Annotated in this window: 27 protein-coding genes, 1 pseudogene and 1 riboswitch; of the genes and pseudogenes, 7 read left to right on the plus strand and 21 right to left on the minus strand. The window is 36.1% G+C overall.

Going from position 1 to position 23,536, the window contains the following annotated elements:
• Positions 1-62: 62 nt before the first annotated feature.
• Positions 63-245: riboswitch (Lysine riboswitch) on the minus strand.
• 190 nt (positions 246-435) lie between these two features.
• Positions 436-1,803, plus strand: a complete 1,368-nt coding sequence (gene guaD / locus ACQ5H4_RS17480; RefSeq protein WP_430776278.1) for a guanine deaminase — start codon at positions 436-438, stop codon at positions 1,801-1,803.
• Between the two features lie 88 nt (positions 1,804-1,891).
• On the opposite strand, the gene deoD is transcribed toward guaD, so the two are convergent.
• Positions 1,892-2,611: a purine-nucleoside phosphorylase gene (gene deoD / locus ACQ5H4_RS17485; RefSeq protein WP_430776279.1), complete on the minus strand. Its 720-nt coding sequence runs from the start codon at positions 2,609-2,611 to the stop codon at positions 1,892-1,894.
• A gap of 203 nt (positions 2,612-2,814) precedes the next feature.
• Between deoD and ACQ5H4_RS17490 the strand changes: the two genes are divergently transcribed.
• Together ACQ5H4_RS17490 and ACQ5H4_RS17495 are read left to right on the plus strand one after the other, a co-directional pair.
• Positions 2,815-3,657, plus strand: a complete 843-nt coding sequence (locus ACQ5H4_RS17490) for an SPFH domain-containing protein (RefSeq protein WP_430776280.1) — start codon at positions 2,815-2,817, stop codon at positions 3,655-3,657.
• 14 nt (positions 3,658-3,671) lie between these two features.
• The gene (locus ACQ5H4_RS17495) at positions 3,672-3,836 is read left to right on the plus strand and encodes a type II toxin-antitoxin system antitoxin (protein ID WP_160548285.1); all 165 of its coding nucleotides are present in this window, start codon (positions 3,672-3,674) and stop codon (positions 3,834-3,836) included.
• A gap of 329 nt (positions 3,837-4,165) precedes the next feature.
• Here the strand turns inward: ACQ5H4_RS17495 and ACQ5H4_RS17500 are convergent, their stop codons facing one another.
• The 4 genes from ACQ5H4_RS17500 to ACQ5H4_RS17515 form a co-directional block, all read right to left on the minus strand.
• Positions 4,166-4,351 (minus strand): DUF2187 family protein, encoded by a 186-nt coding sequence (locus tag ACQ5H4_RS17500; RefSeq protein ID WP_430776281.1) that lies wholly within the window; start codon positions 4,349-4,351, stop codon positions 4,166-4,168.
• Positions 4,352-4,538: 187 nt separating this feature from the next.
• Positions 4,539-4,856 (minus strand): PTS sugar transporter subunit IIB, encoded by a 318-nt coding sequence (locus ACQ5H4_RS17505; protein ID WP_430776282.1) that lies wholly within the window; start codon positions 4,854-4,856, stop codon positions 4,539-4,541.
• A gap of 172 nt (positions 4,857-5,028) precedes the next feature.
• Complete coding sequence (locus ACQ5H4_RS17510) at positions 5,029-6,297, minus strand: PTS sugar transporter subunit IIC (RefSeq protein WP_430776349.1); 1,269 nt, start codon at positions 6,295-6,297, stop codon at positions 5,029-5,031.
• Positions 6,298-6,341: 44 nt separating this feature from the next.
• Positions 6,342-7,760, minus strand: a complete 1,419-nt coding sequence (locus tag ACQ5H4_RS17515; protein WP_430776283.1) for a glycoside hydrolase family 1 protein — start codon at positions 7,758-7,760, stop codon at positions 6,342-6,344.
• 305 nt (positions 7,761-8,065) lie between these two features.
• Here ACQ5H4_RS17515 and ACQ5H4_RS17520 point away from each other — a divergent pair, with 305 nt between their 5' ends.
• Positions 8,066-9,112 carry an AraC family transcriptional regulator gene (locus ACQ5H4_RS17520; protein WP_430776284.1) on the plus strand — a complete coding sequence of 349 codons (1,047 nt, stop codon included), beginning with the start codon at positions 8,066-8,068 and terminating at the stop codon, positions 9,110-9,112.
• Positions 9,113-9,327: 215 nt separating this feature from the next.
• Here ACQ5H4_RS17520 and ACQ5H4_RS17525 read toward each other — a convergent pair whose 3' ends face one another.
• Positions 9,328-10,161: a hypothetical protein gene (locus ACQ5H4_RS17525; RefSeq protein ID WP_430776285.1), complete on the minus strand. Its 834-nt coding sequence runs from the start codon at positions 10,159-10,161 to the stop codon at positions 9,328-9,330.
• A 205-nt stretch (positions 10,162-10,366) separates the two neighbouring features.
• Between ACQ5H4_RS17525 and ACQ5H4_RS17530 the strand changes: the two genes are divergently transcribed.
• On the plus strand, positions 10,367-11,197 hold the full coding sequence (locus tag ACQ5H4_RS17530) for a protein-glutamine gamma-glutamyltransferase (RefSeq protein WP_430776286.1): 831 nt from the start codon (positions 10,367-10,369) through the stop codon (positions 11,195-11,197).
• Positions 11,198-11,362: 165 nt separating this feature from the next.
• On the plus strand, positions 11,363-11,506 hold the full coding sequence (locus ACQ5H4_RS17535) for a YjcZ family sporulation protein (protein ID WP_430776350.1): 144 nt from the start codon (positions 11,363-11,365) through the stop codon (positions 11,504-11,506).
• 63 nt (positions 11,507-11,569) lie between these two features.
• Here the strand turns inward: ACQ5H4_RS17535 and ACQ5H4_RS17540 are convergent.
• The 9 genes and pseudogenes from ACQ5H4_RS17540 to ACQ5H4_RS17580 form a co-directional block, all read right to left on the minus strand.
• Positions 11,570-11,715 (minus strand): annotated as a pseudogene (locus tag ACQ5H4_RS17540) (GNAT family N-acetyltransferase); the annotation flags it as partial.
• A 365-nt stretch (positions 11,716-12,080) separates the two neighbouring features.
• Positions 12,081-12,467 carry a hypothetical protein gene (locus ACQ5H4_RS17545; protein WP_430776287.1) on the minus strand — a complete coding sequence of 129 codons (387 nt, stop codon included), beginning with the start codon at positions 12,465-12,467 and terminating at the stop codon, positions 12,081-12,083.
• Positions 12,468-12,488: 21 nt separating this feature from the next.
• Positions 12,489-12,626 (minus strand): hypothetical protein, encoded by a 138-nt coding sequence (locus ACQ5H4_RS17550; RefSeq protein ID WP_430776288.1) that lies wholly within the window; start codon positions 12,624-12,626, stop codon positions 12,489-12,491.
• A 514-nt stretch (positions 12,627-13,140) separates the two neighbouring features.
• A complete protein-coding gene (locus ACQ5H4_RS17555; protein WP_430776289.1) occupies positions 13,141-13,593 on the minus strand; it encodes a MarR family winged helix-turn-helix transcriptional regulator in 453 nt (150 codons plus the stop codon).
• Between the two features lie 44 nt (positions 13,594-13,637).
• Complete coding sequence (locus ACQ5H4_RS17560) at positions 13,638-14,399, minus strand: pirin family protein (RefSeq protein WP_430776290.1); 762 nt, start codon at positions 14,397-14,399, stop codon at positions 13,638-13,640.
• A gap of 27 nt (positions 14,400-14,426) precedes the next feature.
• Positions 14,427-14,780, minus strand: coding sequence for a DoxX family protein (locus ACQ5H4_RS17565; RefSeq protein ID WP_430776291.1), 354 nt, complete (start codon positions 14,778-14,780; stop codon positions 14,427-14,429).
• A 513-nt stretch (positions 14,781-15,293) separates the two neighbouring features.
• Positions 15,294-16,943: an SWIM zinc finger family protein gene (locus ACQ5H4_RS17570; RefSeq protein ID WP_430776292.1), complete on the minus strand. Its 1,650-nt coding sequence runs from the start codon at positions 16,941-16,943 to the stop codon at positions 15,294-15,296.
• A 53-nt stretch (positions 16,944-16,996) separates the two neighbouring features.
• Entirely contained in the window at positions 16,997-17,092 is a 96-nt protein-coding gene (locus tag ACQ5H4_RS17575; RefSeq protein WP_430776351.1) for an SEC-C metal-binding domain-containing protein, read from the minus strand.
• A gap of 56 nt (positions 17,093-17,148) precedes the next feature.
• Positions 17,149-17,370, minus strand: coding sequence for a hypothetical protein (locus ACQ5H4_RS17580; RefSeq protein WP_430776293.1), 222 nt, complete (start codon positions 17,368-17,370; stop codon positions 17,149-17,151).
• Between the two features lie 140 nt (positions 17,371-17,510).
• On the opposite strand from ACQ5H4_RS17580, the gene ACQ5H4_RS17585 reads away from it, so the two are divergent.
• Entirely contained in the window at positions 17,511-17,942 is a 432-nt protein-coding gene (locus ACQ5H4_RS17585; protein ID WP_430776294.1) for a hypothetical protein, read from the plus strand.
• A 36-nt stretch (positions 17,943-17,978) separates the two neighbouring features.
• Here the strand turns inward: ACQ5H4_RS17585 and deoC are convergent, their stop codons facing one another.
• From deoC to ACQ5H4_RS17615, 6 genes are all read right to left on the minus strand, one after another.
• The gene (gene deoC, locus ACQ5H4_RS17590) at positions 17,979-18,650 is read right to left on the minus strand and encodes a deoxyribose-phosphate aldolase (protein WP_430776295.1); all 672 of its coding nucleotides are present in this window, start codon (positions 18,648-18,650) and stop codon (positions 17,979-17,981) included.
• A 32-nt stretch (positions 18,651-18,682) separates the two neighbouring features.
• Positions 18,683-19,078 (minus strand): cytidine deaminase, encoded by a 396-nt coding sequence (cdd, locus tag ACQ5H4_RS17595; RefSeq protein ID WP_430776296.1) that lies wholly within the window; start codon positions 19,076-19,078, stop codon positions 18,683-18,685.
• 27 nt (positions 19,079-19,105) lie between these two features.
• The gene (locus ACQ5H4_RS17600; RefSeq protein WP_340902151.1) at positions 19,106-19,279 is read right to left on the minus strand and encodes a XapX domain-containing protein; all 174 of its coding nucleotides are present in this window, start codon (positions 19,277-19,279) and stop codon (positions 19,106-19,108) included.
• A 97-nt stretch (positions 19,280-19,376) separates the two neighbouring features.
• A complete protein-coding gene (locus ACQ5H4_RS17605; RefSeq protein ID WP_430776297.1) occupies positions 19,377-20,681 on the minus strand; it encodes a pyrimidine-nucleoside phosphorylase in 1,305 nt (434 codons plus the stop codon).
• A gap of 45 nt (positions 20,682-20,726) precedes the next feature.
• A complete protein-coding gene (locus ACQ5H4_RS17610) occupies positions 20,727-21,941 on the minus strand; it encodes a NupC/NupG family nucleoside CNT transporter (protein WP_430776298.1) in 1,215 nt (404 codons plus the stop codon).
• A 411-nt stretch (positions 21,942-22,352) separates the two neighbouring features.
• Entirely contained in the window at positions 22,353-23,318 is a 966-nt protein-coding gene (locus ACQ5H4_RS17615; RefSeq protein WP_430776299.1) for a tRNA dihydrouridine synthase, read from the minus strand.
• Positions 23,319-23,536 lie beyond the last annotated feature (218 nt).

Genomic DNA, 23,536 nt, shown 5'->3' on the forward strand with positions numbered 1-23,536 from the left:
CGACCTGAGATAAACTCAGGTCGCGTTATGCATAGTTGTCCTAAAGTCCCCTCTTTTATCCCAAATGAGATAGCACAACTCAATAAACGACTAAGTTTATCGAGACAGTCCTGCAGCTCTTAACTACAGACCCAGCATGTAATACTCGAGAATATTACAAACTTCGGCGACATTTCCTTCTCCTTAGCATCACTGCTTCTCAAACTCCACTAAAGACTGTTAAATATCGCGCCTCTACCCCACTGTAAAAAGTGAGGTCTTATTCAATTATCTTCTTATACTACAATACTATCTTTTAGTTCGTCAACTAGGTTTTTCTGGTAAGGTTCTACTTTATCAATAGATCATTTACTCTTATAAAAAATGTGTTTAAAATGGACTACGTTTTATCATTCCGTTACAATGGCCAATGTAGCGAACATTAGGAGGGTGTTTATGAGTAAATATACGCATGTTTTTCACGGAACTGCTTTTTCTAGTTTTTCTCCTAAAAAAATTAATACATTAAAAAATTATTTATTCTTTGTGAATTCAAATGGAATGATTGAAAAAATGGTTGGACCTGAACACGAGGAATATCAACCCTTGTTAGCGGACTACCAAGGGCAGGAGAACTTTCATCAATTAGCAGACGGGCAATATTTCCTCCCCGGTTTTGTGGATTTGCATGTCCATGCCCCACAATGGGCGCAATCAGGGACAGCATTGGATATTCCCCTCTATGACTGGCTTCACACGTATACATTTCCTTTAGAGTCCAAATATACAGATTTAACTTTTGCCCAAACAGTCTATGAAGATCTCGTAAATACACTACTCGCCAACGGCACAACGACAGTCCTTTACTTTGCAACCGTCCATAAAGAGGCAAGTCTATTATTAGCAGAAATATGTGCAAAAAAAGGACAGAGGGGTTTAGTAGGCAAGGTTGTCATGGATGATCCTGAACAAAACCCTGACTATTATCGGGATGCAGATGCCAAAACCGCGATAGCTGATACAGAGGAATTTATTTTAGCAGTGAAGGAGCTAGCTAAAACAGTTAAACAAGGTGTGTATCCCGTTGTTACTCCTCGCTTTATTCCAAGTTGTTCGGACGAAGCACTTAAGGGCTTAGGGGAACTCGCAGCTAAGCATGATACACATGTTCAATCGCATTGTAGCGAAAGTGACTGGGCTCATAACTATGTACAAGACCGTTTTCACAAACATGATGCATTTGCCTTGCATGATTTTGGCTTATTAGGTGAGAAATCTGTAATGGCTCATTGTAATTTCTTAGATGACGATGATGCAGAGCTATTTGCCAAAACAGGAACAGCGATCAGCCATTGTCCATTGTCAAATGCCTACTTCGCAAATAGCGTGATCCCGATCAAACGTTTTCAGGCTATGGGAATTGATGTTGGATTAGGAACCGATATCTCAGCTGGCGCGACTCCAAGTCTTTATGATAATGCCAAACAGGCTGTGGTCTCCTCTAGAATGCTAGAAGACGGGGTAAATCCGGCTCTTCCTGCCGAGGAACGGGGTGTACCAAATTCCCGCATTTCCATTCACGATGCCTTTTACTTGGCTACAGCCGGCGGTGGAGAAAGCTTAAGCCTACCCATTGGGCGAATTCAAGAAAACTATGCATGGGACGTACAAATCATTGAAACGAAATTACCAGCAGCCAGCCTGCCCATATTCGCTGAAAATGAAGAGTTAGATGATATTTTCCAAAAAATAATGTATCTTGTCCGTCCTGAACATATTCGGGAAGTTTGGGTACAAGGGGAAAAAGTACACTCACGGGCTTAGGGATTGGCATTTAAAGGAGCATACTAACGCCACATTGCTTTATCAATGTGGCGTTGTTTTTTGCCATTGCAGTGTGGTGAAGTAATTTTTATGCAAGCTCCAAAGCAATTTCCATCATTTTTGTAAATGACGTTTGTCTTTCCTCTGGTGTTGTTTGCTCCTGCCTAAAAATATGATCACTTATAGTTAAGATACAAAGAGCATTAACACCCGCACGAGCAGCATTTAAATATAGACCAGCCGATTCCATTTCCGCACATAAAATGCCCATTTCACTCCATTTTTGCAAAGCTGTCGGATCAGCATTATAAAATACATCACTAGAAAGAACATTTCCCACATGAACATGCTGTCCCTGTTTATCCGCAATTTTCTTCGCCTTTTCTAATAACTCAAATGACGCAGTAATTGAATATTGTCCTGGAAAATTGAATTGATGTCCGTAATTAGAATCTGTTGATGAACCCATCGCAAAGACAATATCATATAAATTCAAGTTATCTTGTATAGCACCTGCAGAACCAACTCGAATTAAGTTTTTCACTCCAAAGACGTTAATTAGCTCCCATGAATAGATACTCATGCTAGGTGTTCCCATTCCCGTTCCCATTACAGAGATTCGCTTTCCTTTATATGTACCTGTAAACCCTAGCATGCCACGAACTTCATTGAACTGTATGACATCTTCCAAATAAGTATCCGCAATAAACTTTGCACGTAGAGGGTCACCAGGTAAAAGGATGGTTTCAGCAATCTCTGCCCCATTTGGTTTAATGTGTGGTGTTTCTTTATGTATGATAGTACTCATTTTCTCTCTCCTTTTTTTAGATATTAAATCCATAAGAATATATTTTCCCTATTATTGCATGACTAATATACTACTTATTTTCCCCCTTCTCAACTCATGGGAATGAATAATATTACTCGATAAATCCCTTGCTATTTAATTTACATTTTTATACAAAAGTGATATCATAATTATATCAAATTGATTTTACAGGAGTGATTATTTTGAAAGAAAAAAGTGCTTTTCATTTTAATGGATTTATTGGTGTACTTTTCATTTCCATCTCACTTTTCTCAGGAGTATACTTTCTCATTCAGGAACGATTTGGAGCTGCCATTCCTCTTCTCTTGATCGCCGTACTTCTTGGTAGCGGCATTACAATTATTCAGCCTAATCAGGCAGTGGTAGTGACATTTTTCGGTCAATATCTTGGATCCATCCGCCATAGTGGACTATTTCTCACCGTTCCCCTTACTTTTCGTAAAACGATTTCTTTACGAGTACGTAACTTTAATAGTAAAAGGTTAAAAGTAAATGATGTGGATGGAAATCCCATAGAGATTGCTGCCGTAATCGTATTTAAAGTGGTGGATTCAGCAAAAGCGATTTTTGACGTAGATAATTATGAAGAATTCGTTGAAATTCAAAGTGAAACCGCTATTCGTCATGTAGCAACAAAGTATCCTTATGATACCTTTGAAGATGTAGAATTAACGTTACGAGGAAATGCGGAAGAAGTATCCAACGAGCTTACAGCAGAGTTACAAGCAAGACTAGACTTAGCAGGAGTAGAGGTTGTTGAAGTACGGTTGACCCATCTAGCTTACTCAACAGAAATTGCTCAAGCTATGCTACAGCGCCAACAAGCAACAGCGATTATTTCTGCTCGTCAAAAGATTGTAGAAGGTGCCGTAGGAATGGCACAAATGGCCATCCATCAGCTAGAGCAAGATCAAGTGATTGAATTAGATGATGAAAGAAAGGTACAATTAGTGAATAACCTCCTTGTCGCAATTGTCTCTGAAAATTCTACAACTCCTGTAATTAATACAGGTACTTTATATTAAAATGAGTGGTTTACATGACAAAAAAAAAGAGCTTTCCATTACGCATAGATCCTGACCTTTATGAAGTGCTACAAAAATGGGCTGCAGATGATTTTCGTAGCATTAACAGTCATATTGAGTATTTATTACGAGAGTCAGCAAAGAAAGCAAAAAGATACCCAAAACCAAAAGAAGACTGAAGAACGGTTTCCGTTTCTGTCCATAAACCCAAAATGGCTCAGTTCACTTTACTGAGCCATTTTAGGTTGCCCGAGCGATGAGGGAATCAACTGGGATTGTTATTAAGCGGAGAAATTTCCCTTAATTAGAAATTTACAATGAAAATTGCCTAAATAGACGGAGAAATTCCGGCTATTTACTCAAAAAACGTGAAATTGAGTGATTTTACTTTGCTTAATCGGAAAACCTCCGCTTATATCCCATGAACAGAGCTCTACTCTGCCGTCTAACCGGAAAATCTCCGTTTATTTTTAAATTTTTTGTATTACCCGGTTATAAAGGTATTAATTCACAAACCTTCTTTAGTAATTTTATAATTTTTATGATTGACTATGGTTGTAAGTGGTTGGTTTTTTTCTTTATTGTATCCGTACTCAACAATAACAGAATTTTCTCTTACAACCGTAACATTTCCTTTATAGCTTTGCCCTTCACGCTTAAATAATATATTGTCCCCGATTTTGGCAGTTGCCATTTTATCACCCCGATCTTATTATTTTCAGCAGTGATAAAAAAATGCAGGAACAATTAAAATACAAATGTAATAATTATAAAAAAAAAGGCTATCCTTTATTTCAAAAAATATCCACCTTTTCTTACTCAAGTTGATAACTTTTTGAAAAATAAGGGTTGGAGCTATCTAAGACTCCAACCCTCCTATACTAAGATTTGTTATCTATTAATTCTAAAGCAGCTGATAATACCTTTTCACCATTCATCATTCCGTAGTCCAACGAATTTATTACATCTATTGGAATGCCTTTCGTATCACATAGTTTTTTTAATGATTGAAGTTTAAATCTTACTTGTGGTCCTAGCAAAGCAACATCAATTCCTTCATCTATAATTCTTGCAAGTTCTGACTCAGGATGTGCCTCAATTTGTACATCTAAACCTCTACTATTGACGGATTCTGTCATTTTTTTTACCAGCATACTAGTCGACATTCCTGCTGCGCAAAATAGTGCAATCTTAATCACAATTTACTCCTCCTTTGTTTCCTACTAATTTTACTACCTTTCTTAACCCTATGATTTGCTCTATAAGATTTTTTTCACTTAATGTGGTCATTAAATGATCCTTCTTTCCTAATTGATGATATATGAAAATAATATTTATTATTTAAGAAGATTCATTTAATTAGGACTATACTTAATTTCCTTGTTCCTCCTTCAATGCTTGTTTATCTGCCATCCTAAAGAATGGAAAGTAAAGCAAGACTGTAGCAAGAATTGCACAACATACACCTACAGCAGCCAATACTCCTGCTGTTACAACAGCTGTAATAGCTGGTGGTGTTGTCCAAGGTAATTGAACTAGTGGATTCAGAGAACTATACGCTCCTATCTTTATAAACAGCAATCCAACTAAGCCAGTTACAATAGAAGAAAGTGCCATAGGTATAAAGAAAAACGGATTAAAAATAATCGGTATTCCAAAAATCAATGGTTCATTGATATTAAAGATATTTGGTACAATTCCTACCCTACCTAATGCCTTAAAACGCTCTGATTTTGCAAATAGTGTCATATTAATTGCTAACCCTAGAGTATTTCCATTTCCACCTACTCCAACATAAGTAAAGAACAACACCATAAATGCTAGATAAGGTAATGGTTCCCCTTGCTGAAATGCTGCAATATTACCTGCTATAGCACCACCAACTACTGGCAAATATACACCTTGTAGGGAAGCTGGATGAATACCACACCACCATAGTATATTTGAAACTGTAAAGAAAATTAAAAGTGCTGCTGGTGAAGAACCTAGATTCATCAGTGGCTTAGCTATTACTGTATTAATAAATGCAAATATCGTTTCAAATGACGTATAAGCAAAACCAATTCTAACAAGTAATGCTAATACAAATATAATCATTGCAATAAAAACCGGACTTAAAGATTTTGATACCATATCAGGAACACTATCTGGTAACCTGATTATTAGACCTTTTTTATGCAAGAAAGTATACAATGCCGCTACAGAAATGGCTGTGACCATCGCTACAAAAATACCGCCACTTCCTAAATATGTTTTTTCCATTGCAGCTATAAGATTTCCATCTGTGCCTTCGATTTGTTGAGGAATAAGGATAAGAAATGAAGCTAATGACAATACTCCTGAAACTACTTCATCCGAGCCCTTAATCTTCGCATAATAATATGCAATCATAAAGGCAAAGTATATTCCTAGTAAATCTGTTGTAGCACCTATAACAGCATTTAAGTGAATACTTAACCCCGTTTCAGCTAACCACTTTGTCCATGCTTCAACCGGAAAGTTGGCTACTATAGCAATTAAAAATGTACCTAATGTAAGTGGTAGAGATGCCATAAATCCTCTTGTAAGTGCAGTTAAAACCGTACTATTGCCAAACTTATTAACGAATGGAGTAACTTTTTGTTCTAAAAAAGTATTCATATTTGACACACGCTCTCTCTCCTACCTTTAAAGGTATTTTTGATTTATTCCAAAATAGAACCATTACTCTTTATTACATTTTGATAATAATAATAACTATCTTTTTTTATTCGTTTTAACTCTTTTTTATCAAACTCGTCCCTATCAACATATACAAGCCCATATCTCTTATTCATTCCGTTGCTGGAGCTTAAAATATCAATATAAGACCAGTAACTGTATGCGATAACCTCTACTCCATCTTCTAACGCCTTCTTTATACTATGCAAATGATGTTTTAGAAAATCGATACGATATTCATCATGAATCCTATTATCTTCTGTTAAACTATCCTGTGCTCCAAGACCATTTTCAGTTATAATAATTGGTAAATGGTAACGGTCATACACTTTTCTTAAAGCTAAGCGGAACCCTTTAGGGTCAATTGGCCATCCCCATTTTGTATACTCAAGATTGGGATTTTTAGCCATTTGAACTCTTCCACCTAATAGCATGGTCGTAGGTTCAATTTGATCTTTCTTTTTTGCCATTTCACCGGAATCATTATATTTAACTGTTGCTGTTTGATACCAGTTAACACCCATAAAATCAGGTTTTGCATTTTTTAATGTTTCATCATCCAATTCCTCATATTGAATTGAAATATTATTTTCTTTCAAATATTGCTTATAATAGGCTGGATATTCGCCATAAAAATAAACATCCATCGTTGCAAATGACCAAATATCTTCTAACTCCTTTGCAACAAATACATCTTCTGGCTTTGACGTTGCTGGATAAGTAGTTAAGTAAGAAACAGCTGGGCCAATCTTAGCGTTTGGAAGAATTTTATGACATAGTTTAATAGCCCTTGCATTAGCTAAGAAAAGATGATGATTCATTTGATGTCTAGTTATTTCCCAACTCGAACCCTCTTCTTCCTTAAAGCCTAATAATGATTTCGACTCTGCTATTACTCTCTGTTCGTTTATTGTTACCCAATATTTTACCCTATCCCCAAATCGTTCAAAGCAGTAGCGGACATATCTCTCATAATCATCAATACATTTTCTTGATGCCCAACCGTTATAAGTATCTACTAGGTTCTGAGGAATATCAAAATGATACAATGTTACAATTGGTTCAATATTATATTTGACTAGAAGATTAATCACTTTTTCATAGAACACTGCACCTAATTCATTTACATTGAAATCATTACCATTTGGAAAGATTCTAGCCCATGAAATAGAAAATCGGTAACATTTTAACCCTAACTCTGACATTAATTTTATATCTTCTTCATACTTGTGATAAAAGTCAACTGAAACTTTTGTATCTGCTTGTTGATCTGATTTTAGAAATGAATGTAAGTCTGCGCTAGTTAGCCCTTTTCCATCTTCATTGTATGCTCCTTCCACTTGAAAAGCAGATGTCCCTGCTCCCCATAAGAAGGTTTCAGGAAAGCTTGTGTGTTTTAACATATCCATATTTCCTCCTAATAACATCTAGATTTACTTCTTTCATTTTAAAAACCCCCGTCTATAAGAGCCTAATATTATATACATTTCTTTCAGTTTATAATATTCTATTAATCACCTTACAAAACAAACGATATCGTTATAACAATATGGTAAACGCTATCAAAGTAGAAACCAATGACATTTATTGAGGATTTAAATTGACATTTTTTGATTTTAAAATTAAAGTTCTATTTATGTGGAATTATTGATATTTGAAGATGATTGGGTTAAATTCAGAAAGGATTTTAAAAGGTGATCAAATGAACGTGGAAGAATTAGATGCATTCCTTAGAGAATATAATATACGTGAGCATTTTTTAAGAGATTATTTTTTAGCGAAGCAAAATTCTACCTCTTTTAAAGAGTTTATGAATCGTTTAGATCTTAATTTTCTTATAGATAATCGAATTATCCTACCTGAATTAAACCAAACCCCTGATTCCTTGTTAGTTTTGGAAGAGAATATCTTTAAGAATAAAGAGTTTAACATTCATGTTTCCAAGCATGATCGCTACACACCTGCTTTTACTCACAAACATCTGTTTTTTGAGATACTTTATGTTTATTCGGGACACTGCAAGCAAAAAATAATGATGGACACTATCAATTTAAATGAAGGAGATCTTTGTATTCTTTCTCCTGGAGTTGAGCATTCTGTGGAAGTGTTTGATGATTCAATCGTAATAAACATCTTAGTTAGAAAAAGGACCTTCGAGGGTATCTTCTCTGAAATACTTGAGGATGAAAATATACTATCATCTTTTTTTTCAAAAATTTTATATACTAAAAATTACAACAACTACATTATATTTAGGACTAACAACAGTACTACAATTAGAATGTCAATAGCACACTTGTTTATCGAGGCAATAGAAAAGAGGAAGTATAGCAACAAAATGTTAAATTATGTGTTATTGATTCTGTTTGCAAACCTGCTTAGAGGGGAAAAAAATATGGTAGAATTACCAGCAGAACTCCGAAAAAGTAATCAATATTTATCTGATATCTTAATTTTTATTCAAAATAATTATAAAACGGTAACATTAGATGAACTCTCAAGCAAGTTTAATTTTACCATTTCCCATTTAAGCAGACTTATTAAACTTCATACAGGTCAGAATTTTAGAGAAATGATTCAAAAAATAAAGCTAGAAAAGGCAGTCAAACTCCTTGAGTCTTCTAGTTTGAAAATCTATGAAATCAGTGAGCAGGTAGGGTATGAAAATACTACTCACTTTATTAGAACTTTTAAAAAAATTTATGGAATTTCTCCTAATCAATATAGACAAAATATCATTAGGAAAACTGATTAATAGAATGGCTATAGTCAAAATAACAGGGGTTTTGTGACTAACGGCGCAGTCTTATGGAGTATAAAAAAGTCCATCTCCATATATGGAATATGGAAAATCGACAATTTTTTTGTCGATAAACTAACTCCCTTCATGAGCCGAACAAGAAAAAGAGCCGCAGCTACGACTCTTTGACTCGTTCAAAGCTCATTGAACAGTGTATATATACTTTTAGTTTAATTATCAGTGCTTTTCTCCGTTAAACACTGTTCTTCCGGCTTGATGTTAACCTGTTTCCACTCTTCATTGAAGAATTTCCGAAATTGAGCAATTTCTACATCCGTTCCATTCGTCAAAGTAACATATATAAACCAATAATCAGCTCCATCCGTACCTTTAAAATAAATATGTTTAAAGTATCCCTCTCTCACAGTGGGGGAAATTTGTTGTATTAATTTGCACCATTCCCCATATTTCACTTCGACGACTGATTCCGCATCATGGTCCCACCCATGATAGGGTGCACATAAAAAATCCTCTTCAAACTTATTCAAATCCGAAATTTTATAACCCTCTTTTTCATATACAAGATGAATAAATCCATATGAATAACCAAAATGCTCCGCTCGTTTCCCTTTAAACCCTTCAATCGTTTCCACTTCGTAAAAATACTTTAATCCTTTTTTTCCATCAGGTACGTAAAAAAGCTTGATTAAACTTGTATGCCCGATCCCAGCAAACGAATGAAAATAGTCATCATAGCTTAATTTATTTTGATACTCCTTAGACAGAAAGTTATACGCAATTGGAAATGGAGTACGTGCCTGACCTACCGTACCGCAACTCCTCCCTCCTAGATTTTCCGCTTCACGCAGGATGCTAAAATAGTTAAGAAGGGTATCTTCTGGGGTTTGAAACCATTCAGAAGGTAAGTTGATTTGGTCATGAGGCTTTTCAGAAAAATGGGAATAGAACTTCCCACCGAATCTTACATTTAAAGCTTTCAAGCAAGATGGACGAAAATATTTTTGATGAACAGAAGTGATGTTCATCTGGTTTTGTTTTTGCATATTCATCACCCTGATTTCAGTTTATGGGTGTTTGAAGGATAGGTGAACATTCTCTATTTCTATCGTTTGTTTAGCTGAGTGAGAAAACAGATGTGTCCTATTCACCCTTACCCTTGACCCACATGAATAATTAACATGATTAATAAAAAATGAGAATACGCTAGATATGAATGCAAATGAAAGCGTATAGGAATGGGGGATTTGTATGATCCAAATATCAGGGGTCCCGTTTCAACCAAATGAAAATTGGCAACTTGGGAGTATGGAGAAAACAATCATTCAACAGATGCAGAATGCTTCCTTTTTATATTCTTATTATTCCGAGTATGAATTACTGTTTGAGCTTCAAGTGCGAAAGAATATTATCCAAAGTGCGAGAAAAATGAACAATAGTCAAGCCGTGTTTACAACCTTTGTTTATGCCCGCTGCAACCCCAGGTATTGGCAATTAACAAGGGGAGGCGGGTTCCTTTTAAGACCCGATGTGCAACCAGCTGATGCGATTCTGGATATTTATCGGAATAGTTCACTCTATGCATTTGAATGTGCAACAGCTATTCCAATCATCTATTACCATGCCATATTGAATAGTATTGGTAGCCATTTATTTAATTCACTGTTTCGAGATCTATATCTTTACAGCTGGCATACAGATACAGACCTAGGGATCAATACCTTTTATTCCAATCACTTTTTACCTGGAGATGTTCTGTACGTTAATAATCCTGACTTTGATCGAAAAACACCACATTTCAGAGGTGTTAATGCCGTTCTCCTTAATGATGGTACGTTGTTTGGACATGGATTTAATATAAGAACATCCGAAGAAATGATTCAGATTCTTAATGAAAAAAGAAAACCGAGTAGTCATCAATCCGCTTATATAACAAAGTTGGTAACAAGGCCTTCTTTTAAGTATTTATTCAGAGCGGCAAGTTGGAATAGAAACGGTCGAGCATACAAAATGCAGCGTCCGATCGTGCACCATAACAAAAGTTCCATTTCATATGCTCATTATCTTTATTATTCCATGTAATACACAATCCATGACATTCACCCATTTTTTTATAGACGGGCTCCAAACTCCCCTTCGAGAGTATAATATAGAGAAATTCCTTACACGAAGGGAAGTGTAATCATGTATCCAAACATTAACGCGGCACCGACTCTTGGAGCTAATGTTCCTCCAAATATGGCCCCAATGCCTACCTATACCGCTCCTGCCTTTGATTATGGATATGCATATCCTGTTTGTCCTGATAATCGAAACGATTTTATCTTAATTGTCGTATTGTTTATTTTACTCATCATTGTAGGTGCAAGTTTTTGCTATAGCAAATGCTAACTTCTTACTAAAAAATGAAAAAACTACTAAACAACTAATGGCTTGAGGAACTTTCCTCAAGCCTCAATTTTCATTTTCCAAGCTGTTGATGATTGCTAATATTTGATGATCTGTCCATTTACCATTAATTCTTATATTTTTTTTTCAATACCTTCTTTTTCAAGTCCTACTTTTTCGAATACACGAATAGATGCTAGATTGTCAGGCATAACTCAGGATGTATTGATCCAAATCGTCAATGGTAAACAGAATTTGAAAATAAACGGAGATTTTCCGGTTAGACTGCAGAGTAGAGCTCTTTTCATGGTATATAAGCGGAGGTTTTCCGGTTAAGCAAAATAATATTACCCATTTTCACGTTTTTCGAGTCATTAGCCGGAATCTCTCCGTCTATTTGAGCTATTTTAAGTGCAATTTTTTAATTAAGCGAAATTTCTCCGCTTAATGATCAAACCCTGCCGATACCCTCATCTGGATTCTAATTGAACAAAAAGAGGATCTACCTTTCTCAGAGAACTGCCTCCTTTACAAAAAAGCGATCCCTTTTTAAGGATCGTATCAGATAGCTTTCTATTTAATTCTTGCTTAATAAAATGGTTTCAGTATTACCATTCCATTCCACTGTCACTTTCACCTCAGAATCTTCAATAACTTTGGCATTGGTTGGATTCGCTTCATCTTTACCGATAAGAAAACCACCCTTTGTCAATTTTATACCACTTTCTCCAAAGCCACCCGCATTAGTCTCGATATTATAAGTTAATTCACCAACGGAGTTAATATCTTTACCTTTGAATTGAAGTTTGAATTCCTGTGTTTCATAGTCATCATTGGTTTGTGTAACCTTTAATTCAGCAGACCAATGATCTGTTTCTCCAGAAAATGTAAAAGTTTTTGAACTACAAGCGGTAAGTAATAACATTAAGACAACTAATAACAATGGCATCTTTTTAATAATCATTCACCCCATTTGGTTCATTATTTATTGAAAAATTATATAAAATATTACTATTACTACCACTATAATTCCACCGATAGTAGGGCTTCCATAAAAGGTTCGATTCCAACCATCATCTGTTTCGATTTTACTCTTTTCTCGGATGTCATCTTGTTTTCTCAACAACTACACCCCCCATAAGGATTTCATTACCTAATTAGATTACGTTCAAAAAAGAAAAAGGTTTCGACCTTATAGAATAAAACGGCCCCTATTGTTAAAGAAGCAAAAAAGCATCCCTTATTTAAGGAATGCCCGTTTTGTTATTTATATAAAGAGGTGATTTATATGGGACTTTAAAAGCGTGCAAGGTAAGACGACAAGGCTACTAATAAAGCTACGGGACTTGTTCTAATTGGATTTGGATTAAAGTTAGCTTTAGATAAACCGAATTAAGATAGAAAAAAACCATTGGGATTACACACCTAATGGTTTTTTGACCTTGTTGAAGTAAACTGCCTTCTTTAACTCAAGAAGTGACTGTTCATATAGAACAATCGCCCCCGTTTGTTGAATACAGCATTAAAATCACCCGTAAATATTAAGTTCAACTACACTCTTTTCTTTCAGCACCTGAAAAACTTGTTTTAATTATAATGTTTCTCTAAATATTAGCCATACAGTCCATTTTTGTCTGTTATTTTTGTAAACTTTGTGCACCCATTCCTATTTTCTTTAATAGATAGATTAACTGTTCCTTCTCTTCGTTAGTAACAAAAGATAAATTTTCTGAGATTGTTGCAACATGTTTCGGGAAAATCTCGTCAAATAATGCTCTTCCTTCTTCCGTTATGACGACATTAGAAGCCCTTCTATCATTAGGGTTGGGTTGTCTTTCTACAAGCCCCTTTTTTTCTAACTTATCCACGACGTAGGTGATACTTCCACTTGGAATAGAGAGAGTCTCACTGATCTTTTGGACAGGATGCGGACCCTTACTGTAAAGCAATTCCAGAGTCATAAAATTTTCCCTATTAAGATTATGACTTTCAATGTCTTTCAGTATGTTTTCAGTAATGGCTTTGGAAGATTTCAACCAAACACGAATCAACTTTAAATCTAACTGACTTTGTTCATCTCCTTGATCCAATCACCGAACCTCCTATTACAATAATTTTTATAAATCAATAAAGGTTATCTTGGCTTTCTGTATAAAGGATAATCAACTTCAGTCGGAATCTCTATTAATAGGATCCGAAGTTCTTCATTATTAGGCTGAATAGAAAAAGTCTCAAGTTCCTCTGATTGAATAATGATGAAATCCTTATTATCAAATGAAATCTCCAATTCATCAATAACACCGCCATTACCTCTAATAACTAAACCAGCTAGTGTCCGATTAGGTGAAAGAACATACTTATAGGTTGCACCATTTCCAATTTCAACATCGTACATTTTGGCATCTGTCACGATATTGATTGGTGAACGTTCACCTAATATGGTCTTCACCTTTACGCCGTTTTCTGAAATGATTTGGAAATCTTCATGAACATATTTGGAGTATGTCGGTGTTCGCTTTATAGCTTTGCTTAAGTGAGGCTCGAACCAAATTTGAAATCCTTCAGTCGGCTCAAGTATCGATTCGGCATGGTGTACACCTGATCCTGTTTGCATCACCTGAGCACCACCAGCACCTACATCACTAATCGTACCAAGCGTATCTTTGTGCCGACCTTTACCCTTTATGATGTAGGTTAATATCTCAAAACCTTGATGAGGATGAAAGCCAATACCACCTTCGCCCTCAGATTTTGCCCATGCCCAGTAAAATAATGGTCCTAGCCTATTTATTATCGATCCCTCTCCAGAAAAACCAATGGGTTTTTGTTCTATTATTTTACCGCCATCAAACTGTCCAAACGCCTGATCCTGTGGTTTAATAATTTCAATTTCCATTTTAATCCCCACTTTATGTTAATGGGCTTAAATCATTGATCCAAAATTTATAAGTAAAACAATTAATCCTAATATTAATAAAACGATTGGCATCATCATGTTTTTGACAGTATCTTTAATTTTGATATGAGTTAGAATAGCTCCAATCATCGTTCCCACAATAAATAATCCACCCCATGCAGCCAATGTTTCATTCCAAATACCTGCAATAACTAAAGCAGCAGAAATAAGTTCCACTAATCCTGTAAATACTCTAAACCATCCTGGATACCCAAAATGCTTAAATCCTTCAACCATTTGCTTTGAACCCAACTTCATAAATCCAAACATCAGGAATCCTAATCCTAATAAAACTTGAAGAATAATTGATAAAACTGTCATTTATATTCTCTCCCTTTACCCTAATATTATTTATCCTAAACTTAGTGCTTTTTTATCCTAACACTAGGATATATTTTATGTCAATAAAAAAAACAACCCAATTTTTGGTTATTGGGTTGTTTTTTTATCTACTTTTCAAGTTGTTTCTTACTCATATACAATACTGATCAATTTGTTATCTCGAAAATCGTGCGATATTTACCTATATACAAATTTATATAATGTTATTAGTCTTGTATTGAGGGATATTTGTGACCAATAAACCATTTCAGTTAGTCCAAAAAATTATTGGGTTTGTTTTACTAATACTAGTTACATTCTCACTACTAATGGGGAAGTTTAGTGTCGCTTTAATCTTTTGTTATATAAGTATCTCTATATACAATGGGGTTCTTGCTTTTGAACACCTGAACACTAAATCCTATAAAAAAGCATTACTTTACTCCATTCTTTCAATAGGTTTTCTCTCTATATTCTATTCCAGTCTTTAATTGATTAAATTAGTGAGTTAAATTAAAATAATTTCCCCAATTCATCTATAAATGCAGGTCTTTTTTTATACAGACCCATTAGTTCGCTGATCAATTCTTGTTGTTTGGGTTTTCCTGAAAGCTTTTTATATCTTGTTATCTTTTGGCATACGCCCTGATAGTCTTTTCGATTCGATGATTGTCTTGCTACAGAATGAATGTATTTCTGGTAAATCTCAATGATTTCTTCTTTAAAATGTTTGACTAGCTTTTTATCGTAAACCTCAATATAAGCGGGGTTAGCTCTTACAAAATCAAGAATCTCTTCCAGATCATGTTCTTCCTCAACCAACTTAAGGAATATACGATTCATATCCCTTCGTTCCGATGTTTTCAGTTCATGCTTTAAGTTTGTATAGAATTCAACTTGATTTTCTGCCATTTCCTTTAGGATGTGGTAATAGTCAAAATTACCGTCAAACAAAAGTTCCTTAGCTAATATTTGCTGTTCTTCTTTTAATGAAAGGGATTTATATGCTGAGTACCTTAGTTTTTTCCACTTAGATAGTAATCCTGGATATCGTTGATCTTGTTTTTCTCCATCTATAGCTATTTCTATGACTTTTAAATAGTTTTCCTCTTGAAGATATTTCATCAGTAATTTCTCTCTAAAGGATGCATACTTAAGATGGTCCTGAATAAATTGGTCTGCTTCCTCTTGGGTACCATATTGCTCAATGATTAGAAACAATAGCTCGAGCAGCCTTTCATTATTATAGCGGGTAAACAATTCAATTGAATTTTGGTCGAGCATAGATTCGATTTTAGTTTTTACTCGTTCTCTAATCGTTTCATCTTCAGAAAATGCTATACAAATGTTCAGCAAATCAATCTTGAAATCGGTCCAGCCATCGAAAACTTCATTATCGGTCTGATCCAATATTTTCGTAATTATTTCAAATCTTTCATTCCCCATTTTTGTCTGGCTAGTGGCAATTTCCGCTATTAATGTTAGTGCTTTCGAGACAAGAGCACCAATCTCTCCGCTAGAATCATCTGCATATTGAAACGCACCCATTGCTTCCATGAGCAATAACAGGGCAATATCCAATGCTACCAGTGGATCTTCCGTATTCCTAGCCTTATCTACTACATCTTCAAGCTCGGTAACAAAAGCACCTGTATCTCGGTACTTAATAAAACCCTCTCTACCTGTATACTTTCGTACAACGGAATCAATCAACTCTTGACATGCCTCAAGCTCTTGCTGTTTATCACCGGTTGAGTACTTAACGATTAGACTGTTTTCTAGCGCAGGATCTTGACTTGTAAAATTTATAATAATATTGATCAATTCTTCTTTCGATTGATTATTTAAAACCTCGTGAATGGTTTTTCGTCTGTCAGTCTTGATCGTTTCATGATGAAACATTTTTTGTAATTGAAAGTAGGCAGCAACTTCGTGTTTACATACAGGTCCAAAATCATAGGGACAATCACACGAAGAATCTATAATATCTCCGTTATCCCCTATTCCCACTACCACTTCGTAGTCATTACTTCCTTCAATATGAAAAAAATACTCGTTTTCCCCTTGTTGATAGAATTCTACGATATGTCCTTCCATGTAATAGTTGTAGCCTCTGTCAAAAATGGTTTTGTTTATATAACTCTCAAAATTATTAATGTTCATATCTGGTCCCTCTTAAGAATTTTTCATAATCTTTGATGTATGAGAAAGTGATATCAGCTACTTAAACAGCTCTTTTTATACTTTTTCCCACTGCCACATGGACAAGGTTCATTTCTACCTATAGCAGGCGCAGCTTCTACAGGCTGCAGATTAACTGTGGAGTCAGAATTACGTTCACTCTCCTCTACATAGTCTGGGAGTAATGCTAGCTTTTTCGCATATCGTTTTTCATTAAATGGCTCTTTATTTTCATAATATAATACATTTCTTCTATAAGAATACTAGCAATCATCTCTTTAGATTCACCCGCCTCGTAACCTAAATCCAATAAACGGTTGAATGTTTTCTTTGTACATTTAGGATCATTTGCTTTTAATTGATTATCAACTGTATCGAGAATCTGAGATTTCAATCTATAGTTAACCATTACCTTATACTCCTATCATTTGTTAATTTATATGTATCTATCATTATGACACTTCCAGTATTTTTCTAACCCTTTAATTTCATGCATTCTTAAGAATGCTATACTTACCATGGTAACATGTGAAAAAGAGGGATGTATCCTTGGGGAAAAAGAAGAAACGAAAAAGTAATAAGAAACAATTTTGGGGCTTGCCTATGGCTGATCGTAAGGAAATAGCAAAATCATGGATCGAAACGTATGATGGTGATAATAAGGTAAAGGCCTATTCAAAAATGTTTGGTCTCAATATTAAAAACTCTATGAAGGAACTTCGAAGCCTAGGCGTTTCTATAAGCAATGAGGAAAAGGAATATGCAAGAAGAATACTTGAAGCTAAAAAGCAGAAGAGTGAAAAGAAAAGAGAAAAAAGAAGAATGAACGACCTAGAATTAGAAGCGTATATAGAATCTGATGAAACCTTTGCCTTCATTGCAGGGTATACCGAAGGCGGCGCTCCTTATGGGATTACACATGAGAAAATGGACGAATACTCTTCATTAAACAACAAGAAAAAAATTCAATCAAACGTTTGATTGAATTTTTTTTACTATAATTCTCTTTTTTAAAAACTAATAACCACTATTTCCCGTTTCACCTTGGACAATCGCCACACTAGAGCTTGCTCCGATACGAGTCGCACCTGCTTCTACCATCGCTTCTACATCTTCACGGTTACGAACACCACCTGAGGCCTTCACTCCGATCTCCGGACCAACGGTTTGACGCATGAGTTTTATATCCTCAACCGTTGCTCCTCCAGTCGAGAAGCCCGTTGATGTTTTCACATAATCAGCTCCAGCTGTTACAGCAAGCTTACAAGCCCGGATCTTTTCCTCTTCTGTCAGCAGACTGGTTTCGATAATCACTTTAACAAGTGCTTTCCCTTCGGCTGCCTCCACTACTCCGCGGATATCTTGTTGAACAGCATCATCATCACCGTCTTTTAGTTTGCCAATATTGATGACCATATCCACTTCATGGGCACCTTTTTGAATCGCGTCCTTCGTTTCAAAACTTTTTGTCTCTGTAGTCGTTGCCCCTAATGGAAATCCAATGACTGTACATACTTTCACATCAGAATCCTTTAATAATCCAACTGCCGTTTCTATCCAAGAAGGATTTACACAAACGGAGAAAAATCCATGTGTTTTCGCCTCTTGACAGAGGACTTCCACTTGATCCTTTGTAGCATCGGCTTTTAATAGTGTATGGTCAATCATGTTTGCAATATTTTTCGTCATTCGTTTCACCTTTCCTTTTGGAACTTATTTGTTTATGTTAAATCCTCTGGAGAAAATGCTCCTGGCAATAGCTCTTTAACCGTCATTTCATCTGCGTCGCCCTTTAAGTTCGTTAAAATCACTGCCATATCGGGATGACATAGCTCTGAAATCACTTGGCGGCATGCACCACATGGTGGAACAGGACGATTGGTATCTGCCACAACAACGAGCAGATCAAATTCCTTGTCTCCTTTTGCATAAGCACTAAAAAGCGCTGTACGCTCAGCACAATTACACATCGAATAGGCTGCATTTTCAATATTGCACCCATGGTATACCTTCCCACCCTTTGTTCGTAGTGCAGCACCGACCTTAAATTTTGAATAGGGAGCATATGCCTTCTCTCTTGCAATTTTCGCTTCCTCAAACATGAATGGATGATTCATCCTACAGCCTCCTCTTGAATTCCTCAATTATGAGTTTGTAAAAGTTTTAAAAATAAAATCGACTAGTACACCACCGAGGTACACACCAAATACCCCTAACACGCCCGCAAGTACAGGTGGAGCTGGTAATGGTAATCGCAAGAACTTAAAGACAACCCCTATTACAATTCCTGCAAAAATACTTAAAAGTAATTCCTTCATTTTCTTTCTCCTTTTTCATAAAAATAAAAGTCCAGCTGTTGTATGATGTCCGATATCTTAATTGTAAAAGTCAGGGCCACTCATTTGGCCCTGTTTTCTATCGATAAATGATGTCATAAATCAAAGGGTTCAACTCTACACTCTGTTGCGAAATATGATAAGCGTCATAAATTCGATTGATTACTTCAGTTACTTCTTGTGTATTACTATGAATGGTCACAAGTGAATCTCCCTCTTTAACTGAATCACCAATCTTTTTATTTAATACAAGCCCTACAGCTAAATCAATTTCTGAGTCTTTGGTTGTTCTTCCTGCTCCTAAAATACTTGAAGCAATCCCTATCTTATCAGCAATAATTTCTGCAATATAACCATCCTCTTTGGCCACCACTTCAAAGGTAAAAGAAGCTGTTGGTAGCCTTGACGGATCATCGATGATCGAATCATCTCCACCTTGAGCAGCGATAAATGTTTTAAACGTTTCGATAGCTTTCCCTGTTTGGATCGATTCGGCTAACATTTTCCGTGCCTCGTCCACATTTTCTGCTTTACCTGCTAGATAGACCATTTTACTTCCAAGTGTTAAACATAGCTCATAGAGATCTTCTGGTCCTTGACCTTTTAACGTGTCAATCGCTTCCTTGACTTCAAGTGCATTTCCGATGGCAAAACCTAACGGCTGGTTCATATCAGAAATAACCGCAATCGTTTTACGGCCCGCACCATTACCGATTTGTACCATTGCATGGGCAAGTTCCTTCGCACCTTCTAAATCCTTCATAAATGCGCCTGATCCTGTTTTGACATCTAGAACGATTGCATCTGCACCAGAAGCAATTTTCTTACTCATAATTGAGCTTGCAATCAGTGGAATGGAATTAACCGTTGCCGTTACATCTCGTAATCCATAAAGCTTCTTATCAGCTGGAGTTAAATTTCCACTCTGTCCAACAACGGCAATTTTATTTGTATTCACAAGGTTATTAAACGTTTCCCCATCCATTTCAACCTGAAAGCCGCTTATTGATTCCAATTTATCAATCGTTCCGCCCGTGTGCCCAAGTCCACGTCCTGACATTTTAGCAACAGGAACACCTACAGAAGCGACTAGGGGTGCAAGAATCAGTGTTGTCGTATCACCAACTCCACCTGTACTGTGTTTATCGACCTTAATTCCTTCAATCGAAGCAAGGTCAATTTGGTCACCGGACTCTACCATTGCCATCGTTAAATGTACACGTTCTGAAATGGTCATGTCTTGAAAGAAAATCGCCATGGCCATGGCCGACATTTGATATTCTGGGATCTCTCCATCTGTATAACCCTTAATCATAAAATCAATTTCTTCGTTAGTTAGTTCATGACCATCACGCTTTTTTTCTATTAAATCAACCATTCTCATAATATCTCATCCTTAAACAGTAGTTTTTAAATGTGGTGCAAACGCTTAAATAAATATTCCTGCAATCGCCGCACTAAGTAAGGAAGCTAACATCCCAGCCACTACAGCACGAAGTCCAAGCTTGGCAATATCCGATCGACGGCTCGGAGCTAGTCCACCTAAACCTCCTAAAAGAATCGCCATGGAGCTTAAGTTCGCAAACCCACAAAGTGCAAAACTTACTACAATAACTGTTTTTGGACTTAATTGTTCAATTTGTGGGGCAAATGAAGAATAAGCAACAAATTCATTTAAAACTAGTTTTTGACCAATAAAACTTCCTGCGGCTACCGCTTCAGACCATGGGACACCTACTGCAAACGCGATTGGAGAAAACAATATTCCTAGAATCGACTGTAGTGATAGAGAGTCATAGCCAAATAGTCCACCAAGACCACCTAATATTCCATTGATTAATGCAATTAATGCAATAAACGCGATTAACATCGCACCTACATTTAAAGCAAGCTTTAATCCGTCTCCAGCACCACGAGCAGCTGCATCGATCACATTTACCGATTCTGTATCTTTTTCCATTTTTAACTCACGAGAAGTCTCTGATTCTTCCGTTTCAGGCATCATTAATTTAGCTAAAACCAAACCTGCTGGAGCTGCCATGAAACTAGCTGCTAGTAAATATTCAAGCGGAACACCTAAAAGAGAGTACCCAACAAGGACTGAACCGGCTACAGAAGCTAGTCCTCCCGTCATTACAGCAAACAATTCGGATTGTGTCATTTTATCTATAAATGGACGTACAACAAGTGGTGCTTCTGTTTGTCCTACGAAAATATTTGCAGCTGCCGACATGGATTCCGCTTGACTTGTACCTAATAACTTTGCTAATCCTCCGCCAATAATTTTAATAAACCACTGCATAATCCCTAGATAATATAAAACCGAGATTAATGATGAAAAGAAAATAATAATGGTTAGAACTTGAAAGGCAAAGATAAATCCAAATTGATCTGCACCTGCTAGAGGTCCAAAAACAAAGGAAAGTCCTTCGTTCGCATAATTAATCACATCTTGAATTCTCATTGTGAACCAGTGTAAAGCAGAACGCCCAGCTTCCCATTCTAAAACGACAAACGCAAACGTCAGCTGAATCGCTAAACCACCAATAATCGTACGATAATTAATCGCTTTCTTTTTATTTGATAAAAGAAATGCGATTCCTAAAACAACAAAGATCCCAAAAATTCCCCATAATACATTCATGATGTTCACCTCTATAATGTAATGTTAAACGTTAAAAAGCATATATTTATAGATTGACAGAAAGCGCTTACTAACTGTTCTAAAAAAATTTTCCATTAACTCCTTTGTATCGGAACATTCGTTATCAGACGTCCGACAACTATAACAAAAAAAAAACTTAGATGAAAAGTAACTGGTTATTTTCCGCCTTTTGTATCCCCTTTCATTTTCTCAAACAACTTTCTCTCACATTATAAAGGTAAGAGGTCTAACAACTCAACACTTTTTTTATGTAAATAATATCCGGTTAAAATTCAATATGAAAAAAATCAAGAAAAAAATTCAATCAAACGTTTGATTGAATTTTTTATTGTGGTATTTGCACGGTATTAGGCTATGAGAGGTTACATCCTTTATTTAACTGTCCCCGTCTCATAAATATTCTTTTTCAAAGTGATCAAGCAACGCACGCACTTCATCTGTTGATTTCGTGTTCATCAATTGATTTCTTAATTCACCAGCTCCACGGAATCCTTTGACATAGATTTTGAAAAAGCGGTGAAGTCCTGTGATTGAACGCGGCACTAATTCTGCATATTGATCTTGAAGATCAAGCTGCAGTCTTAATAAATCAAGGTATTCTTTACTGCTATGCTCTCTTGACTCTTTTTCAAAAGCAAAAGGATTTTTAAAAATACCTCGCCCGATCATAATGCCATCAATCCCATATTGTTCAGCCAGCTGCAGCCCAACTTTACGGTCAGGAATGTCTCCATTGATGGTTAGAAGCGTATTTGGTGCAATACGGTCACGTAATTTTTTAATTTCCGGAATAAGCTCCCAATGCGCATCTACTTGGCTCATTTCTTTTCTTGTACGCAAGTGAATAGAAAGGTTCGCAATATCCTGTTTGAAAATATGCGGAAGCCACTCCTCCCACTCAGAAACCTCCTTATCGCCAAGTCGTGTCTTCACGCTGACAGGCAGACCGCCCGCTTTTGCTGCTTGAATCAGTTCTGCTGCCACGTCTGGACGCAGGATCAGGCCACTTCCCTTCCCTCTTGATGCCACATTCGGTACCGGGCAGCCCATATTAATATCGATGCCTTTAAATCCTAGCTCTGCCATGCCAATACTCATTTGACGGAAATATTCGGGATTATCTCCCCAAATATGTGCCACCATTGGTTGTTCATCTTCTGTAAAAGTCAAACGGCCACGCACACTTTTCATACCCTCTGGATGACAATAGCTATCCGAATTTGTAAACTCTGTGAAAAATACATCTGGTCGACCGGCCGCACTTACTACATGACGGAAAACAACATCTGTCACATCTTCCATCGGTGCAAGTACAAAAAATGGTCGTGGTAATTCACGCCAAAAATTATCTATCATTTTAAACTCAAATCCTCTCACTATAAATACACATTAAAATCTCGGTATAAACTCCAATGTTCTACTTCTTTTACACTTATATTTTGCTTAATTACTTATGATCAAACACAAGTACCTTTTGATAAAAAATCGGCCATGTATATTTTAACGAAAATCGGCCCTAAATGGTATTTTTATAAACAAAAAAGCAGCTGGTAGATTTTTTCTATATCAACTGC

The sequence above is a fragment of the Bacillus coreaensis genome (assembly GCF_050586445.1).
Taxonomy (GTDB): Bacteria; Bacillota; Bacilli; order Bacillales; family Cytobacillaceae; genus Robertmurraya_A; species Robertmurraya_A coreaensis.

Excerpts from the sequence above, each read along its gene's own strand:
- guaD (WP_430776278.1), top strand. The coding sequence starts at position 436 with ATGAGTAAATATACGCATGTTTTTCACGGAACTGCTTTTTCTAGTTTT.
- deoD (WP_430776279.1), bottom strand. The coding sequence starts at position 2,611 with ATGAGTACTATCATACATAAAGAAACACCACACATTAAACCAAATGGG.
- ACQ5H4_RS17495 (WP_160548285.1), top strand. The coding sequence starts at position 3,672 with ATGACAAAAAAAAAGAGCTTTCCATTACGCATAGATCCTGACCTTTAT.
- ACQ5H4_RS17500 (WP_430776281.1), bottom strand. The coding sequence starts at position 4,351 with ATGGCAACTGCCAAAATCGGGGACAATATATTATTTAAGCGTGAAGGG.
- ACQ5H4_RS17510 (WP_430776349.1), bottom strand. The coding sequence starts at position 6,297 with ATGAATACTTTTTTAGAACAAAAAGTTACTCCATTCGTTAATAAGTTT.
- ACQ5H4_RS17515 (WP_430776283.1), bottom strand. The coding sequence starts at position 7,760 with ATGTTAAAACACACAAGCTTTCCTGAAACCTTCTTATGGGGAGCAGGG.
- ACQ5H4_RS17525 (WP_430776285.1), bottom strand. The coding sequence starts at position 10,161 with ATGCAAAAACAAAACCAGATGAACATCACTTCTGTTCATCAAAAATAT.
- ACQ5H4_RS17530 (WP_430776286.1), top strand. The coding sequence starts at position 10,367 with ATGATCCAAATATCAGGGGTCCCGTTTCAACCAAATGAAAATTGGCAA.
- ACQ5H4_RS17535 (WP_430776350.1), top strand. The coding sequence starts at position 11,363 with ATGCCTACCTATACCGCTCCTGCCTTTGATTATGGATATGCATATCCT.
- ACQ5H4_RS17545 (WP_430776287.1), bottom strand. The coding sequence starts at position 12,467 with ATGATTATTAAAAAGATGCCATTGTTATTAGTTGTCTTAATGTTATTA.
- ACQ5H4_RS17560 (WP_430776290.1), bottom strand. The coding sequence starts at position 14,399 with ATGGAAATTGAAATTATTAAACCACAGGATCAGGCGTTTGGACAGTTT.
- ACQ5H4_RS17565 (WP_430776291.1), bottom strand. The coding sequence starts at position 14,780 with ATGACAGTTTTATCAATTATTCTTCAAGTTTTATTAGGATTAGGATTC.
- ACQ5H4_RS17570 (WP_430776292.1), bottom strand. The coding sequence starts at position 16,943 with ATGAACATTAATAATTTTGAGAGTTATATAAACAAAACCATTTTTGAC.
- ACQ5H4_RS17580 (WP_430776293.1), bottom strand. The coding sequence starts at position 17,370 with ATGGTTAACTATAGATTGAAATCTCAGATTCTCGATACAGTTGATAAT.
- deoC (WP_430776295.1), bottom strand. The coding sequence starts at position 18,650 with ATGACGAAAAATATTGCAAACATGATTGACCATACACTATTAAAAGCC.
- cdd (WP_430776296.1), bottom strand. The coding sequence starts at position 19,078 with ATGAATCATCCATTCATGTTTGAGGAAGCGAAAATTGCAAGAGAGAAG.
- ACQ5H4_RS17600 (WP_340902151.1), bottom strand. The coding sequence starts at position 19,279 with ATGAAGGAATTACTTTTAAGTATTTTTGCAGGAATTGTAATAGGGGTT.
- ACQ5H4_RS17605 (WP_430776297.1), bottom strand. The coding sequence starts at position 20,681 with ATGAGAATGGTTGATTTAATAGAAAAAAAGCGTGATGGTCATGAACTA.
- ACQ5H4_RS17610 (WP_430776298.1), bottom strand. The coding sequence starts at position 21,941 with ATGAATGTATTATGGGGAATTTTTGGGATCTTTGTTGTTTTAGGAATC.
- ACQ5H4_RS17615 (WP_430776299.1), bottom strand. The coding sequence starts at position 23,318 with ATGATAGATAATTTTTGGCGTGAATTACCACGACCATTTTTTGTACTT.